The 15,001-nt window shown below is 38.5% G+C and carries 31 protein-coding genes; all 31 read right to left on the bottom strand.

The window, feature by feature from the left end:
• Window positions 1-590: DUF3530 family protein (locus tag BAZSYMA_RS06415; RefSeq protein ID WP_090716861.1), on the bottom strand; the 590-nt coding region annotated here is incomplete at its 3' end.
• A 12-nt stretch (window positions 591-602) separates the two neighbouring features.
• Entirely contained in the window at window positions 603-1,049 is a 447-nt protein-coding gene (locus BAZSYMA_RS06410; protein ID WP_090716859.1) for a GatB/YqeY domain-containing protein, read from the bottom strand.
• An 81-nt stretch (window positions 1,050-1,130) separates the two neighbouring features.
• Window positions 1,131-1,346 (bottom strand): 30S ribosomal protein S21, encoded by a 216-nt coding sequence (gene rpsU / locus BAZSYMA_RS06405; protein ID WP_010646224.1) that lies wholly within the window; start codon window positions 1,344-1,346, stop codon window positions 1,131-1,133.
• 11 nt (window positions 1,347-1,357) lie between these two features.
• Window positions 1,358-1,747: a 50S ribosomal protein L17 gene (rplQ, locus tag BAZSYMA_RS06400; protein ID WP_090716856.1), complete on the bottom strand. Its 390-nt coding sequence runs from the start codon at window positions 1,745-1,747 to the stop codon at window positions 1,358-1,360.
• A gap of 9 nt (window positions 1,748-1,756) precedes the next feature.
• Window positions 1,757-2,737: a DNA-directed RNA polymerase subunit alpha gene (locus tag BAZSYMA_RS06395; protein WP_090716865.1), complete on the bottom strand. Its 981-nt coding sequence runs from the start codon at window positions 2,735-2,737 to the stop codon at window positions 1,757-1,759.
• 10 nt (window positions 2,738-2,747) lie between these two features.
• On the bottom strand, window positions 2,748-3,374 hold the full coding sequence (rpsD, locus tag BAZSYMA_RS06390) for a 30S ribosomal protein S4 (protein ID WP_090716854.1): 627 nt from the start codon (window positions 3,372-3,374) through the stop codon (window positions 2,748-2,750).
• A 9-nt stretch (window positions 3,375-3,383) separates the two neighbouring features.
• Window positions 3,384-3,767 (bottom strand): 30S ribosomal protein S11, encoded by a 384-nt coding sequence (rpsK, locus tag BAZSYMA_RS06385; protein WP_090716850.1) that lies wholly within the window; start codon window positions 3,765-3,767, stop codon window positions 3,384-3,386.
• Window positions 3,768-3,782: 15 nt separating this feature from the next.
• Complete coding sequence (rpsM, locus tag BAZSYMA_RS06380) at window positions 3,783-4,136, bottom strand: 30S ribosomal protein S13 (RefSeq protein ID WP_090716846.1); 354 nt, start codon at window positions 4,134-4,136, stop codon at window positions 3,783-3,785.
• A gap of 118 nt (window positions 4,137-4,254) precedes the next feature.
• Window positions 4,255-4,368, bottom strand: coding sequence for a 50S ribosomal protein L36 (gene rpmJ / locus BAZSYMA_RS06375; protein WP_010646235.1), 114 nt, complete (start codon window positions 4,366-4,368; stop codon window positions 4,255-4,257).
• Between the two features lie 12 nt (window positions 4,369-4,380).
• Window positions 4,381-5,679, bottom strand: a complete 1,299-nt coding sequence (gene secY, locus BAZSYMA_RS06370; RefSeq protein WP_090716843.1) for a preprotein translocase subunit SecY — start codon at window positions 5,677-5,679, stop codon at window positions 4,381-4,383.
• 4 nt (window positions 5,680-5,683) lie between these two features.
• Window positions 5,684-6,118: a 50S ribosomal protein L15 gene (rplO, locus tag BAZSYMA_RS06365; RefSeq protein ID WP_090716863.1), complete on the bottom strand. Its 435-nt coding sequence runs from the start codon at window positions 6,116-6,118 to the stop codon at window positions 5,684-5,686.
• 13 nt (window positions 6,119-6,131) lie between these two features.
• On the bottom strand, window positions 6,132-6,368 hold the full coding sequence (gene rpmD / locus BAZSYMA_RS06360; protein WP_090716840.1) for a 50S ribosomal protein L30: 237 nt from the start codon (window positions 6,366-6,368) through the stop codon (window positions 6,132-6,134).
• Window positions 6,368-6,883, bottom strand: a complete 516-nt coding sequence (gene rpsE / locus BAZSYMA_RS06355; RefSeq protein ID WP_090716838.1) for a 30S ribosomal protein S5 — start codon at window positions 6,881-6,883, stop codon at window positions 6,368-6,370. Before rpsE ends, rpmD begins: the two co-directional genes overlap by 1 nt.
• A 28-nt stretch (window positions 6,884-6,911) precedes the next feature.
• Complete coding sequence (rplR, locus tag BAZSYMA_RS06350; protein ID WP_090716835.1) at window positions 6,912-7,253, bottom strand: 50S ribosomal protein L18; 342 nt, start codon at window positions 7,251-7,253, stop codon at window positions 6,912-6,914.
• A gap of 23 nt (window positions 7,254-7,276) precedes the next feature.
• Window positions 7,277-7,822, bottom strand: coding sequence for a 50S ribosomal protein L6 (rplF, locus tag BAZSYMA_RS06345; RefSeq protein ID WP_090716833.1), 546 nt, complete (start codon window positions 7,820-7,822; stop codon window positions 7,277-7,279).
• 12 nt (window positions 7,823-7,834) lie between these two features.
• Window positions 7,835-8,230 carry a 30S ribosomal protein S8 gene (gene rpsH / locus BAZSYMA_RS06340; RefSeq protein WP_090716831.1) on the bottom strand — a complete coding sequence of 132 codons (396 nt, stop codon included), beginning with the start codon at window positions 8,228-8,230 and terminating at the stop codon, window positions 7,835-7,837.
• 12 nt (window positions 8,231-8,242) lie between these two features.
• Window positions 8,243-8,548, bottom strand: coding sequence for a 30S ribosomal protein S14 (rpsN, locus tag BAZSYMA_RS06335; protein WP_010646248.1), 306 nt, complete (start codon window positions 8,546-8,548; stop codon window positions 8,243-8,245).
• Window positions 8,541-9,092, bottom strand: a complete 552-nt coding sequence (gene rplE, locus BAZSYMA_RS06330; protein WP_090716828.1) for a 50S ribosomal protein L5 — start codon at window positions 9,090-9,092, stop codon at window positions 8,541-8,543. Before rplE ends, rpsN begins: the two co-directional genes overlap by 8 nt.
• 21 nt (window positions 9,093-9,113) lie before the next feature.
• Window positions 9,114-9,425: a 50S ribosomal protein L24 gene (gene rplX, locus BAZSYMA_RS06325; RefSeq protein WP_090716825.1), complete on the bottom strand. Its 312-nt coding sequence runs from the start codon at window positions 9,423-9,425 to the stop codon at window positions 9,114-9,116.
• The gene (rplN, locus tag BAZSYMA_RS06320) at window positions 9,425-9,793 is read right to left on the bottom strand and encodes a 50S ribosomal protein L14 (protein WP_090716822.1); all 369 of its coding nucleotides are present in this window, start codon (window positions 9,791-9,793) and stop codon (window positions 9,425-9,427) included. The genes rplX and rplN overlap by 1 nt, the downstream gene beginning before the upstream one ends.
• Before the next feature lie 17 nt (window positions 9,794-9,810).
• Complete coding sequence (gene rpsQ, locus BAZSYMA_RS06315; RefSeq protein WP_090716818.1) at window positions 9,811-10,086, bottom strand: 30S ribosomal protein S17; 276 nt, start codon at window positions 10,084-10,086, stop codon at window positions 9,811-9,813.
• Window positions 10,083-10,271 carry a 50S ribosomal protein L29 gene (gene rpmC, locus BAZSYMA_RS06310; protein WP_090716815.1) on the bottom strand — a complete coding sequence of 63 codons (189 nt, stop codon included), beginning with the start codon at window positions 10,269-10,271 and terminating at the stop codon, window positions 10,083-10,085. Before rpmC ends, rpsQ begins: the two co-directional genes overlap by 4 nt.
• Complete coding sequence (gene rplP / locus BAZSYMA_RS06305; RefSeq protein ID WP_090716812.1) at window positions 10,271-10,681, bottom strand: 50S ribosomal protein L16; 411 nt, start codon at window positions 10,679-10,681, stop codon at window positions 10,271-10,273. The genes rpmC and rplP overlap by 1 nt, the downstream gene beginning before the upstream one ends.
• Before the next feature lie 11 nt (window positions 10,682-10,692).
• Window positions 10,693-11,385, bottom strand: a complete 693-nt coding sequence (gene rpsC, locus BAZSYMA_RS06300) for a 30S ribosomal protein S3 (RefSeq protein ID WP_090716809.1) — start codon at window positions 11,383-11,385, stop codon at window positions 10,693-10,695.
• 10 nt (window positions 11,386-11,395) lie between these two features.
• Window positions 11,396-11,731, bottom strand: coding sequence for a 50S ribosomal protein L22 (rplV, locus tag BAZSYMA_RS06295; RefSeq protein ID WP_090716806.1), 336 nt, complete (start codon window positions 11,729-11,731; stop codon window positions 11,396-11,398).
• Window positions 11,732-11,750: 19 nt separating this feature from the next.
• The gene (gene rpsS, locus BAZSYMA_RS06290) at window positions 11,751-12,020 is read right to left on the bottom strand and encodes a 30S ribosomal protein S19 (RefSeq protein ID WP_010646258.1); all 270 of its coding nucleotides are present in this window, start codon (window positions 12,018-12,020) and stop codon (window positions 11,751-11,753) included.
• An 8-nt stretch (window positions 12,021-12,028) separates the two neighbouring features.
• On the bottom strand, window positions 12,029-12,856 hold the full coding sequence (rplB, locus tag BAZSYMA_RS06285) for a 50S ribosomal protein L2 (RefSeq protein ID WP_090716804.1): 828 nt from the start codon (window positions 12,854-12,856) through the stop codon (window positions 12,029-12,031).
• A gap of 11 nt (window positions 12,857-12,867) precedes the next feature.
• Window positions 12,868-13,158: a 50S ribosomal protein L23 gene (rplW, locus tag BAZSYMA_RS06280; protein ID WP_090716800.1), complete on the bottom strand. Its 291-nt coding sequence runs from the start codon at window positions 13,156-13,158 to the stop codon at window positions 12,868-12,870.
• Window positions 13,155-13,769 carry a 50S ribosomal protein L4 gene (gene rplD / locus BAZSYMA_RS06275; protein WP_090716798.1) on the bottom strand — a complete coding sequence of 205 codons (615 nt, stop codon included), beginning with the start codon at window positions 13,767-13,769 and terminating at the stop codon, window positions 13,155-13,157. The genes rplW and rplD overlap by 4 nt, the downstream gene beginning before the upstream one ends.
• Before the next feature lie 8 nt (window positions 13,770-13,777).
• Window positions 13,778-14,548, bottom strand: a complete 771-nt coding sequence (rplC, locus tag BAZSYMA_RS06270; protein ID WP_090716795.1) for a 50S ribosomal protein L3 — start codon at window positions 14,546-14,548, stop codon at window positions 13,778-13,780.
• 26 nt (window positions 14,549-14,574) lie between these two features.
• Complete coding sequence (rpsJ, locus tag BAZSYMA_RS06265; protein WP_010646263.1) at window positions 14,575-14,886, bottom strand: 30S ribosomal protein S10; 312 nt, start codon at window positions 14,884-14,886, stop codon at window positions 14,575-14,577.
• Window positions 14,887-15,001 lie beyond the last annotated feature (115 nt).

Raw genomic sequence — 15,001 nt, 5'->3', positions numbered from 1 at the left:
ACGACTTCAATATCATCCACGCCATATAAATCTAGCATTGGGATGCGAATTTTACCCAAATATTTAACTGCTAAATCTGGCATTCCAATAGCAACAAAATATTTGATTGGGTGTTGCTGATTGTCTAAATAATGCGCACTCATTACACTGCCCAAACTATGAGATACAATTGCATCTGCATTTAACCCTTGTTGCTGTAAATAATTAATGGCAGATTTAATGCGATTGTCAGCTTGAGTTAGTAAAGTGATATATTCAACTGCATCTTTATCATTTGCCAATACTGGCATTTGAATAGACAAGGTATGCCAGCCTTTTTCACTAAGTGCAACACGCAAAGGTTGAATGACTTGCGCCCAATCAGGGTGCACTCCTAAACCATGGACAATCAACGCTGCACGCTTAGTATTAGTTTCACTAGGGGTATAAAGCGACATAAATGGTTGTTTGTTAGCACTTAGCCAAACTACATCACCATCCATCAAACCATATTCTACTTGTGATGCCCAGCGTTTTTCTTTAGCATAATTTGGCACAACCTGTGCAAATACAAAATTACTGACAAATAATAAAATTAATACGAACTTCATATAAGATTCTTTTTAAGAAAATTTAGAACGGATGATGCTAGAGACAACACCCATATCAGCCTTACCTGCAAGCTGGCCCTTGAGTAATCCCATTAACTTGCCCATATCTTGCATAGAAGACGCACCAGAATCAGCAATTGCTTTATCAACAACTTTACTTATGTCATTTTCTGAAAGTTGTGCAGGCATATAGTTGTTGATAACAACTAACTCTGCTTCTTCAATTTCGATAAGGTCAGTGCGGCCCGCTTCTTTGAATTGTGAAATAGAATCTTTGCGTTGCTTAACCATTTTCTGGATGACGGCTAATACTTGCTCATCAACAAGCTCGATACGCTCATCAACTTCTCTTTGCTTAATAGCGCCTAAAATCATACGAATAGCCTTTAGCCTCTCTTTATCTTTGGCTCTCATTGCTGATTTCATATCTTCGGTAATGCGTTGCTTTAGTTCTGACATTGTTGAGCTACTCCTGAATTAAAAAATCTCAGTAAAGACTGAGATTTTATTATTGTATATGAATTATCAAATAATATTACTTTAATACATTCTCTTGCGATGGATACGATTCTTGGCCATTTCTTTATGGGTGCGTTTGACTGCTGCTGCTTTCATACGCTTGTTAACCCATGTTGGCTTCTCGTAAAATTCTTTCTTACGAACATCTGTAATAACACCAGCTCTATCACAAGTACGACGAAAGCGTCTAAGTGCAATATCAAAAGGTTCGTTCTCTCTTACTTTAATTGAAGGCATAGTTTTTTCCTTTATGAATCTGTAGAATCGTCAGCAGGTGTGCCATCGAAATCAACTAATTGAACAATCGCCATTGGCGCTTTATCACCAGTACGAAAACCAGCTTTAAGAATACGGATATAACCACCAGGGCGATCTTTGTAGAATGGACCTAACTGGGTGAATAATTTAGCCACTGAAGCATCATCGCGTAATTTTGAAAATGCATTACGACGATTAGCAACGCTGTCTGTTTTAGCTTTGGTAATTAACGGCTCAACAACACGACGAAGCTCTTTTGCTTTTGGCAAAGTTGTTCTGATTGTCTCGTGCTCAAACAATGAATTTGCCATATTCTTAAACATCGCCTTACGATGAGAAGAATTACGGTTTAGTTGTCTACCTGACTTTCTATGTCTCATGATATTTCCTTATTCACTCATTAAATCAACTGGTGGCCAGTTCTCAATGGCTGTGCCTAAATTTAGACCCTTCTCAGTTAATGCTTCTTTAATTTCGTTCAACGACTTACGACCTAAGTTAGGTGTTCTCAATAAATCTTGCTCAGACTTCTCAATTAAATCACCAATGTAGTAGATTTGCTCAGCTTTCAAGCAGTTTGCGCTACGAACCGTTAATTCCAACTCATCTACTGCTGTTAATAATTGCGGGTCAAAATCATCTGAAGTTGGCAATGTCTCTTCTTCTTCAACCAATTCTAATTCAACAAATGAAGACAATTGGTCTTGTAAGATTGTTGCTGCACGCTTAATAACTTCTTCAGCATTAACCGAACCATTTGTTTCCATTACAATGTTTAATTTATCAAGATTAACTTTTTGATTAACACGCGCTGCGTCAACTGTGAAACTCACACGCTTAATTGGTGAAAAGCTTGCATCTAGTTGCATACCACCAATTGTTGAGGCTTCATCGTCACGCGCAACTGCTGCGTCATAGCCAATACCTGTGCTGATCTTAAGCGTTAGTCGCATATGACCACCTGCATTTATTGTTGCAATCACTTTGTCTTTGTTGAACACTGAAACATCTGTTGCGTTTGCTTCAATATCAGCTACTGTGATTTCACAAGGACCTTTCTTATCAATAACAACTTCTGCTGAATCAGAAGTGTTTAGCGCAACTGAAACTTCTTTAAGGTTTAACAAGATGTCTAATACATCCTCTTGAACACCTTCAATAGTTGAAAATTCGTGCATCACACCGTCAATCGCTACTTCTGTGATTGCAGAACCTGAAACAGAAGACAACAATGTTCTTCTTAACGCATTACCCAGTGTATGACCAAAGCCTTTTTCTAAAGGCTCAAGAATAACTCTATACTCGTTATTCGCTGTTTCTTTTGATTCAACCAACTTTGGCTTTAAAAAATCTCTTGCATTTCCTTGCATAATATGTCCTTTATTTTGAATACAATTCAACAATTAAATGCTCTGCAATATCAGATGACAAGTCATCACGCGCAGGAACATTCTTAAATACACCTTTTAGTGCTTTACTATCAACTTCAACCCATTCTGGCAAGTCACCTTGCTCAGCTAATTCCATTGCTAATTGAATACGGCTTTGTTTTTTTGCTTTTTCTCTAATAGAAATTTCATCATTAGCACCAACTTGGTAAGAAGGAATGTTAACCGCCAAACCATTAACCAAGATAGCCTTGTGAGAAACCAATTGTCTTGCTTCAGCGCGCGTAGAGCCAAAACCCATACGATAAACAACATTATCAAGACGACACTCTAATAAAGACAATAGGTTTTCACCTGTTGAACCTTTCTTTTGAGATGCTTTTTTATAGTATGAACGGAATTGCTTTTCTAAAATACCATAAATACGCCTAACTTTTTGCTTTTCACGCAATTGTAAACCATACTCAGTACCTTTTTGTTGACGGGCAGTTGCACCGTGCATACCAGGTAATTGTGTAACTTTACATTTAGAATCTAACGATCTAATGCCACTTTTTAGAAACAAGTCCGTGCCTTCGCGACGGGCTAATTTACAAGTAGGTCCAGTATATCTAGCCATAATTTATCCTTATACTCTGCGTTTTTTAGAAGGACGACAACCATTGTGAGGGATTGGCGTTACATCTGTAATTGATTGAATTTTTAAGCCCTGTGCATTTAAACCACGAATGGCTGAATCTCTACCAGGACCGGGGCCTTTAACGCGAACATCTAAGTTCTTCATGCCAAAAGCCAATGCTTTTTCACCGCAATTGCCAGCTGCTACTTGTGCTGCAAATGGCGTTGATTTTCTTGAACCTCTAAAACCAGAGCCACCTGAAGTTGCCCAGCAAACTGCATTACCATGACGGTCTGTAATCATAACGATGGTGTTGTTAAATGTTGCATGAATATGCGCAATACCGTCAGTAACGACTTTTTTTGATTTTTTCTTTGTTGGTGCTTTAGCCATAATATCTACCTATGATTATTTAATTAAACGACGAGGACCCTTACGAGTTCTAGCATTTGTTTTAGTTCTTTGACCACGAAGTGGTAATGATTTTCTATGGCGGATACCACGATAACAACCTAAATCCCTCAAGCGTTTAATATCCATTGCGATTTGACGACGAAGGTCGCCTTCAACTTCAAACTTCGCAACTGCACTACGAATTAATTCCAACTGCTCTTCAGCTAAATCTGATACTTTTGTTGCTGGGTCTAATTTAAGTTCGCTGCAAATTGCTTTTGCGCGTGTATCACCAATACCAAAAATTGACTGTAAGCCAATAACAATATGTTTATGTGTTGAAATATTTATTCCCGCTATTCTAGCCATCTATATATCCTTTATTTCTATAAAATCAATCATGAGTGTTCGTTTTTCTCTTGTTTGAATTCACGACTTTAAAATTTGCAAAACGAACAATTATACTTTGCTAGCCATGCAATGTCAATTAACCTTGTCTTTGCTTGTGTCTAGGTTCTTTACAAATTACACGCACCACACCATGGCGCTTAATAATTTTACAATTGTTACAAATCTTTTTAACTGATGCTCTTACTTTCATAATACTACCCTTCTAATTTAAACCTGATTTTTTCATTAATGACTCATACTGATTAGACATTAAATGTGATTGCGCTTGTGTAATGAAGTCCATCACCACAACAACGATAATTAACAAACTAGTGCCGCCAAAATAAAACGGCACATTCCAATACAAAATCAAAAACTCTGGCAATAAACAAACTGCAGCAATGTAGAGTGCACCTGAGGCTGTTAAACGCGACATAACAGAGTCAATATAATCTGCTGAGTTCTTACCCGGACGAATACCTGGAATAAAACCACCAGACTTACGCAGATTATCTGCAGTGTCTTTTGGATCAAAAGTTAGCGCTGTGTAGAAAAATGTAAAAAACACAATCGCCAACCCATAAAACAATACATATAACGGCTGACCCGGAGAAATGCCTGCAGTTAAATCGGCCAACCAACCCATCCCTTCTGATTGCGAAAACCAGCCACCCAATGTTGCTGGAAATAAAATAATCGAAGAGGCAAAAATTGGTGGAATCACGCCAGCCATATTGATTTTAAGTGGTAAGTACGAACTCTGACCACCAACCATTTTACGGCCTTGCTGACGCTTGGCGTAATTCACAGTAATACGGCGTTGTCCACGCTCCATAAACACCACAAAAGCAGTCACTAACAAAGTCATTGCTAACAATATAACAACAAAAATAACCGCCAATTCACCTGTAGAGACCAACGACAATGTTGAGCCTATTGCCGATGGCAAACCTGAAACAATACCAGCAAAAATAATCATTGAGATACCATTACCAATACCTTTTTCTGTAATTTGCTCACCCAGCCACATCAAAAATAATGTGCCTGTCGTTAATGTTATCACTGTTACCAAGCTAAAAGTAAAGCCAGTGCTTGTTACCAATGCCACATCGCCAGCACTTTGAGATTGCAAGGCAATTGAAATACCGTAAGATTGAAACACCGCCAAAACGACAGTACCCAAACGCGTATATTGAGTAATCTTACGCTTACCGCTCTCTCCTTCTTTCTTAAGTTGTTCAAACTTTGGCACTACCGATGTCATCAACTGTATGATAATTGATGCTGAAATATAAGGCATAATGCCCAAGGTAAAAATAGACAACCTTTCTAGTGCGCCACCAGAAAACATATTAAACATATCCAAAATCGTACCCTGCTGGTCTTGCGCTAATGAAGCTAGCGCAGTTGGCGAAATAAACGGAATGGTAATATGCGTACCCAGTCTAAAAACAATTAACGCACCCAATAAAAAGAGAATGCGCTTTGATAAATCTTGGGAAAGTAGGGGCGGTTGACTCATCTTGTTACTCGTTAACCGTTCCTTTAGCAGCTTCAATGGCTACTTTTGCGCCTTTAGTTGCCTTGATACCTGTTAATGTCACCGCCCTATTAATCTCACCAGAAAGCATTACCTTAACGCGCTTAATATTCTTAGTCACCAAGTTGTGTTTCTTTAACACATCAACCGTGATTTCTTTTTCCTCTAACTTATCAATCTCAGATAAAGTCACTTGAGAGGTAATAATCGAAACACGCGATGAAAAGCCAACCTTAGGAAGGCGACGCTGAAGGGGCATTTGACCACCTTCAAAACCGATTTTAGTAAAACCACCTGAACGAGCTTTCTGACCCTTATGACCACGACCACAAGTTTTGCCAAAACCACTGCCAATACCACGACCAACGCGCTTTCCAGTTCTTTTTTCACCTTCTGCAGGTGCCAATGTATTTAATTGCATAATATCCATAATCTTAATCCTCTACTTTAAGTAGATAAGAAACCTTATTAATCATACCTCTCACTTCAGGCGTATCAAGTAATTCTACTGTGTGATTAATACGCTTTAAACCAAGACCTGTTATCGTTGCACGATGTGATGGAAGACGACCATAAAAACTCTTGACTAATGTCACACTTACCGTGTTTTTCTTTGCTGCTACTTTTTTAGTAGTAGGCTTCTTAGTTGCCACTTTTTTCTCTTCAGCCATTATATTTCTCCCCTAATCTCTTCAACAGTTTTACCGCGCTTGCTGGCCACTGATTGTGGGGATGACATTGATGTTAAACCTTCAATCGTTGCGCGAACAACACTAATAGGATTACGCGTACCGTTACATTTCGCCAAGATATTATGCACACCAACTGCTTCCAATACACTACGCATTGGGCCACCAGCAATAACACCTGTACCTTCTGATGCAGGCTGCATATAAACTTTAGCGGCGCCGACATTTGAAGTGATAGAGTAATAAAGTGTGCCGTCTTTTAATGGAACACTTTTCATGGCTTTTCTTGCCTTATCCATTGCTTTTTGGATAGCGGCAGGCACTTCACGCGCTTTACCCGTGCCATAACCTACTTTACCATTGCCGTCACCAACAACAACCAATGCAGAGAAGCCAAAAATACGGCCACCTTTAACTACTTTTACAACACGACGAATGTTAACCAACTTCTCAATGAAACCGTCATCATCTTTATTATTTTTTCTAAAATCTGCCATCTTTTACGCCTATTTTTATAATTTTTTATTAAAAGTCTAAACCGCCATCTCGTGCTGCTTCAGCTAATGCTTTCACACGACCATGGTATTTAAAACCAGAACGATCAAAAGCAATTTTCGTTACTTTTACTTTCTTTGCTGCTTTGGCAATCTCAGCGCCAATCTTAGTTGCTGCTGCCACATTACCGCCATTCTTTTCTTTCAAGCTAGATGCACTGACCAAAGTCTTAGTGCCACAGGCGCTAATGATTTGTGCATAAATATGCTGAGATGTCTTATAAACGCATAAACGCTCAATACCTCTCTCTGCATGCTTAGCTCTAAATTTAGTTGCTCTTCTTAAACGAGCTTGTTTTTTTGAAAGTTTCATACTATTACCTTAATTATTTCGCTCTATTTCTTTTTCGCTTCTTTACGAACCACATATTCATCAGTGTAACGCACACCTTTACCTTTATAAGGCTCTGGCGGACGATAGGCACGAATCTCAGCAGCCACCTGACCTACTTTTTGCTTATCCATACCTTTCACAACAATTTCAGTTTGTGAAGGTGTCTCAGCAGTAACGCCTTCTGGCAGGTTATACTGAACTGGATGAGAAAAACCTAGTGTTAAATCTAAGGCTTTACCCGTTGCCTTTGCACGGTAACCAACACCGATAAGGGTTAATTTTTTCTCCCAACCTTCTACAACACCTTTAATCAAGTTAGCAGTATTCGCTCTTGCAGTGCCTGCTTGTGCCCATGCTTTCTTTTCCTCTTTTTTATCAGTTTTAGCAACATTAAATGTCAAAACATTTTCTGCATTAGAGATAACAACTGATGGATGGATTTCCATTTCCATTTGACCTAATTTACCTTTAACTGCCATTGTAGAACTATTTATTAAAACTTCAACGCCAGCTGGAATTTCGATTGGTGCTTTTGCAACTCTAGACATCTTATAACTCCTTTAAGAAATGCTACACAAAACTTCACCACCCACATTCTGGGTTGCTGCATTTTGTCCAGTCATTACACCTTTAGGTGTTGAAACAATAACGATACCCAAGCCATTCATGACACTTGGCATCTCAGTACTTTTGACATACACACGCAAACTTGGTTTTGAAATTCTTTTTAATGAATCAATAACGGGTTTGTCATCATAATACTTCAACTTAAGCGTCAAGGTTTTAGTGGCTTTTTCACCTACCACACTAAATGATTCAATATAACCTTCTTGCTGCATCACACTTGCAATAGCAGATTTTAAATTTGACGCTGGGATGTTGACTTCTTTCTTTTCAACCATGTGCGCATTACGAATGCGAGTCAACATATCAGCAACTGGATCAGACATACTCATATCAACAACCTCCTACCAACTTGCTTTAGATAAACCAGGCACTTCACCGTTCATAGTGCGCTCTCTCAATTTGATTCTAGCCAAACCAAACTTACGGTAAAAACCATGCGGACGACCCGTCAAACCACAACGAGAGCGTTGTCTTGTCGGTGAAGCATCACGCGGTAACGCTTGCAACTTAATCGTTGCTTGAAAGCGCTCTTCATCAGAAGAATTTACACTCTTAATAATTTTCTTTAACTCAAGGCGTTTAGTGCGGTATTTTTCAACCACTTTAGTGCGCTTGATGTCTCTATTTATCATAGACTTTTTAGCCATTTTCTTGTCCTTTAAATGGGAAGTTAAACATTGCCAATAGTTTCTTAGCGTCATCATCATTTTGTGCAGTGGTGGTGATAGCGATATCCATACCACGCACTCTTGTTACTTTTTCAAAATCAATTTCTGGAAAAACGATTTGCTCAGTTAAACCCATGTTGTAATTACCACGACCATCAAATGACTTCTCATTCAAACCACGGAAATCACGAATACGGGGAATCGCGATATTAACCAAACGATCTAAAAATTCATACATCTTTTCCTTGCGAAGTGTTACTTTGCAACCAATTGCACTACCTTCTCTTAACTTGAAACTTGCTACTGATTTACGCGCTATACATGTTATTGGTTTTTGACCAGCAATTAAGCTCATCTCGTCTACTGCATTTTGCAAAATTTTCTTATCACCTAATGCACTACCCAGACCCATATTAATAGTAATCTTTTCAATCTTAGGCACTGCCATTGGATTTTTTTGATTTAACTCTTTTTGTAAAGCAGGTAAAATTTCTTTTCTATATTGTTCTTGTAATCTAGCCACGGTTTTTTTCCTTTAACTGTCTCAAACGATTGAATCGCCGTTTGATTTAAAAAATCTTTCTTTATTGCCATCTTTGTCAGTGCGTAACCCAACCCTGTCTGCTTTTTTTGTTTTCGCATTGTAGATTGCTACATTTGAAACTGCCACTGGCATTTCTGTATCAATAATACCACCTGTTACGCCAGCATTTGGGTTTGACTTAACATGCTTCTTAGCAAGATTTAAGCCCTCAACTACAACTTTATTATCAGTGATTTTTGTTACTGTACCTATAGAGCCTTTGTCCTTACCAGTAATCAAAATTACTTCATCTTTTACTTTGATCTTATTCATTACAATACCTCTGGCGCTAGTGAAACAATTTTCATAAATTTTGCACTACGCAATTCACGAGTCACAGGTCCGAAGATGCGTGTACCTACTGGCTCAAGTTTTGTGTTTAGTAATACAACTGCATTGCTATCAAAACGAATGCGTGAACCATCTGAACGACGAACACCTTGTGCCGTACGAACAACAACGGCGTCATACACATCACCTTTTTTTACTTTAGCACGCGGTGCAGCTTCTTTAATACTGACTTTAATCACATCGCCAATGTTTGCATAGCGACGCTTAGAGCCGCCTAACACTTTAATACACATTGCTTTAACACCGCCACTGTTATCAGCAACATGAAGTTTTGTTTGCATTTGAATCATATCTTATTCTCTTTTAATTATGCTATGTGATCAACAGCCACTGATTTCTCAAGGACTTCTAACAATGCCCAACACTTAGTCTTAGAAAACGGCTTCGCCTCTACTACTCTTACTGTGTCGCCTACACTGCATTCATTTTTTTCATCATGCGCATGAACCTTAGTGCTACGCCTAATATATTTCTTATAAATGGGATGACGAACTTTACGCTCAATCATAACGGTAATAGTTTTATCACGACTACTGCTAACAACTTTACCTGTTAATACGCGTTCTACTTTATTCTCGCTCATGCTTGTTTCTCTTTAATAATAGTTTTAACTTGTGCAATTGATCTTTTAACTTTTCTCAACTTTGAACCATCATCTAACTGTGCACTTTTATGTTGCATACGCAACTCAAAGTGCTCCTTTAGAATACCCATTAAAGTGTCGTTAAGTGTAGGGACGTCTTGCCCTCTTAATTCTTTTACATCCATTACATTGCCATCCTTTTAATAACTTTTGTCTTTACTGGTAATTTTGCCGCAGCAAGCTGGAATGCTTCTCTTGCAATTGTCTCATCAACACCTTGCATTTCAAACAACATTTGACCCGGCTTGATTTGTGCAACCCAATATTCAACACTACCTTTACCTTTACCCATACGCACTTCTAATGGCTTCTTAGTAATAGGTTTGTCTGGAAATACACGAATCCAAATCTTACCCTGACGCTTTACATGACGCGTCATCGCTCTACGAGCAGCTTCAATTTGTCTTGCAGTCATGCGACATCTACCTACAGCTTGTAGGCCAATTTCACCAAAGCTCACCTTATGACCAGTTGCCAAGCCGCGGTTGCGACCTTTCATCATTTTTCTAAATTTTGTACGTTTAGGTTGTAACATTTGTCAATCCTTTATTTCTTAGCGATTTGGTTAGTAGCACCACGACGAGCAACCTCATCTAATGTGCCTTTCTTATGATCTAGAATTTCACCTTTGAAAATCCAAACTTTGATACCAATCACACCATATTGTGTGTTTGCACCATAATGTGCATAATCAATATCTGCTCTGAATGTGTGTAATGGCACACGACCTTCACGATACCATTCAGAGCGTGCAATTTCCGCACCATTTAAACGACCACTAACCATAATCTTAATCCCTTGTGCGCCCAAACGGGTTGCATTGCCTAATACACGCTTAACTGCACGACGATACATCACACGCTTTTCTAACTGCTGTGCAATATTTTCTGCCACTAGACGCGAATCTAGCTCGGGCTTTTTAATTTCTTCAATATTGATATGTGTTGTCATACCCATCATTTTACTAACAATAGATTTCAACCCTTCAATATCAGCACCTTTTTTACCAATCACAATGCCAGGACGAGCGGTATGGATAGTTATTTTAGCATTGTTTGCTAGGCGTTCAATTTGGACACGACTAACAGAAGCAGACTTTAGTTTCTCAAATAAAAAATCTCTAACTTCAATATCAGATAACAAGTACTTAGAATAATCTTGAGAATTCGCATACCACTTAGAATCCCAATCTTTAACGATGCCTAATCTAATACCTTTTGGATTTACTTTTTGACCCATAATTTATACCTTATCCTGCACTTACGCCAACTGTAATATGGCTTGTTCTTTTTAAAATACGATTCGCTCTACCTTTTGCTCTAGGACGAATTCTTTTCATTGTTGAGCCTTCATCAATATAAACACTACTCACTTTTAATTCATCAATATCCAAACCATTATTGTTCTCAGCATTTGAAATCGCTGAATTTAATACCTTCTTAATAAGGACTGACGCTTTCTTATTGCTAAACGACAAAATATTGAGTGCCTCTTCTACCGACTTTAAACGAATTTGATCCGCTACCAATCGCGCTTTAAAAGCTGAGGTTTTTGCATATTTATGCACTGCTTTAACTTCTTTCATTTTCTCAATCACCCTTGTATTATGCTTTACGGTCGCCTGAATGTGCAACAAATGTTCTAGTTGCTGCAAACTCACCTAATTTATGACCAATCATTTGTTCGTTAATTGACACTGGCACATGTGCTCTGCCATTGTGCACTGCGATTGTTAACCCAATCATTTCAGGCACAATTACCGAACGCCTAGACCAAGTTTTAATTGGTTTTCTATCCTTATTTTCTTGAGCTGTTAATACTTTCTTGATTAAATGCTCGTCAACAAATGGACCCTTTCTTAATGATCTAGCCATAATTACCCTTATTTATTTCTACGACGCACGATAAGCTTATCAGTACGTTTGTTACTACGTGTCTTATAACCCTTAGTTGGTGTACCCCAAGGAGAAACTGGGTGACGACCACCACTAGTTTTACCTTCACCACCACCATGTGGGTGATCAACTGGATTCATTACAACACCACGAACAGTAGGCCTAACACCTCTCCAGCGTGTTGCACCCGCTTTACCTAATTTTCTTAAACTGTGTTCTTTCTTGGACACTTCACCAATTGTTGCACGACATTCTGCCAAAACTTTACGAACTTCACCAGAACGCAACCTTAAAGTGACATATGTACCTTCTTTTGCAATTAATTGCGCTGAGGTGCCTGCACTACGCGCCATTTGTGCACCCTTACCTGGCTTAAGCTCAATACAGTGAATAACACTACCTAACGGGATATTTGCGCATGGCATTACATTGCCTGCTTTAATAGCAACACTACTACCTGAAACAACCTCATCACCTACTTTCAAACCGTTTGGTGCAATGATATATTTGCGCTCACCGTCTGCATACAAAACCAAAGCAATATTAGCGCTACGATTTGGATCGTATTCTAAACGCTCAACTTTTGCAGTAATATCATCTTTGTTGCGTCTAAAATCAATAACGCGGTAACGACGCTTGTGTCCACCACCTTTACGACGAACTGTAATCTTACCTCGGTTATTACGACCGCTAATTCTGTTCTTACTTTGTGTTAATGGTGCATAAGGTGCGCCATCATGTAAGTCTTTATCAACAACACTAACAACAAATCTTCTGCCGGGTGAGGTTGGTTTTCTTTTAATTACTTGTGCCATAATCTCTCTCTTTAAGATGCAGTCACATCAATCATTTGGCCTTCAGACACTTTTACCATTGCCTTCTTCCAATTGACACGACGACCAATCTTACCTTTAAATACTTTCTTCTTGCCTTTCACAACAGAAGTTGTTACATTTTCTACTGTAACACCAAATAGTGATTCGATAGCTGCTTTAATTTCTTTCTTATTGCTATCAACACGCACTTTAAATGCATATTGATTTTGTGCTGACAACAATGATGTCTTCTCAGAAACAATTGGCGCCAATAAGGTTTTTAATATTTTTTCTTGATTCATAGCATACCTTCCACTTTCTTTAATGCTGCTTCAGTAATGACAACATTTTCATAACCAATCAAACTAACCGGGTCAATACTTTGTGTGTCACAAACACCAACATGGTATAAATTGCGTGAAGAAAGATATAGATTCTCATCTAACTCATCTGTCATTAATAAAGCATCTTTTACATCTAACGCTTTAAGCAATGCAGTTATATTCTTTGTTTTTGCATCTTTAACATCAAAAGTTTTAACCACTTTCAAACGCTCAGTACGCGCCAACTCAGAAAAAATAACACTAATTGCACCTTTGTACATTTTCTTATTAACTTTCTGTGCGTAGCTTCTTGGTTGCGCAGCAAATGTCACGCCACCTGAACGCCAAATAGGACCACGAGAAGTACCAGCACGAGCACGGCCTGTACCTTTCTGTGCCCAAGGTTTCTTACCGCCACCGCTAACAGCACTACGATTTTTTTGTGCTTTAGAACCTTGACGACCCGTAGCCATATACGCTGTTGTCACTTGGTGAACCAATGATTGGTTATAGTCTCTTGCAAAAACAGACTCTGCAACTTCAGTAGAGCTAGATTTGTTTGTACTTATGTTTAATACTTTTAATTTCATCTTAAACCTTATTCTTCTGCCTTAGTTTCTTCTGCAGTGTTATCTTCAGTTGATACTACATTCTCTGCTTCTTTTGCCGCTGCTTCTTTTTGCTCTTGAAGTTGCTTACTGATACCGGCGTTCACTTTGTCTTTCTTGGCGGACAACCTTACTTTAACAAAGCCACTCTTAGAACCAGGAATTGCACCTTTAACTAATAATAAATTTCTATCACTATCAACTCTAATAATCTCTAAACATTCTTCAGTCACTTGCTCGTCACCCATGTGACCAGCCATTTTCTTACCTTTGAATACACGACCAGGCTCTTGACACTGACCAGTAGAACCAATTGCTCTGTGAGAAATTGAGTTACCATGTGTTGCATCTTGCATCGAAAAGTTATGACGCTTTACACCACCTTGAAAACCTTTACCTTTAGACTGCCCAGTAACATCAACATATTGACCCGCACCAAAAATAGATAGATCAAAACTTGTGCTATCGGCAATCTCGTTAGCATCTGCGCTAAACTCCCAAAGACCCAAACCAATGTCTTGTGAAGCTTTAGCATAATGACCTTTAGTCGCTGACGAAACACGACGCAATTTTGCTTCGCCTTTCTTGTTGACTTTAGCCCCAGTAGTTACTTGTACAGCGTTATAACCATCCACTTCCATTGTTCTTATTTGAACAACACGATTAGACTCAACTTTAATAACACTTACCGCAGTTGACGAACCATCGTCAGACAAGATACGCGTCATTCCTATTTTTTGTCCTACTAAACCAATTGCCATGATTCTATTCCTATAACTTATATTTGTTAATTAAGCTTAATCGCTACATCAACACCTGCTGCTAAATCTAGTTTCATTAACGCATCAACTGTTTTATCAGTTGGGCTAATAACATCCATCAATCTAACATATGTTCTTAATTCATACTGATCTCTCGCCTTCTTGTTAACATGCGGAGAAGTCAATACAGTAAAACGCTCTTTCTTTGTTGGTAAAGGGATTGGACCTCTAACACTTGCACCAGTACGCTTAGCAGTATCTACAATTTCAATAGCCGACTTATCGATTAAACGATGGTCAAATGCCTTTAATTTAATTCTAATGTTTTGATTACTCATCTTTAATAAATCCTATTAATAATTGACTTGTGTCTTTTAGCGAAAAACCGAGTATTATACAATAATATTTGGTCTTTCTGCAACTAAATTACCCTTAATCCGTCACCTTAGAGAC

The organism is Bathymodiolus azoricus thioautotrophic gill symbiont, assembly GCF_001298715.1.
Lineage (GTDB): Bacteria > Pseudomonadota > Gammaproteobacteria > PS1 > Pseudothioglobaceae > Thiodubiliella.
This window is presented reverse-complemented; position numbering and strand designations above follow the sequence as displayed.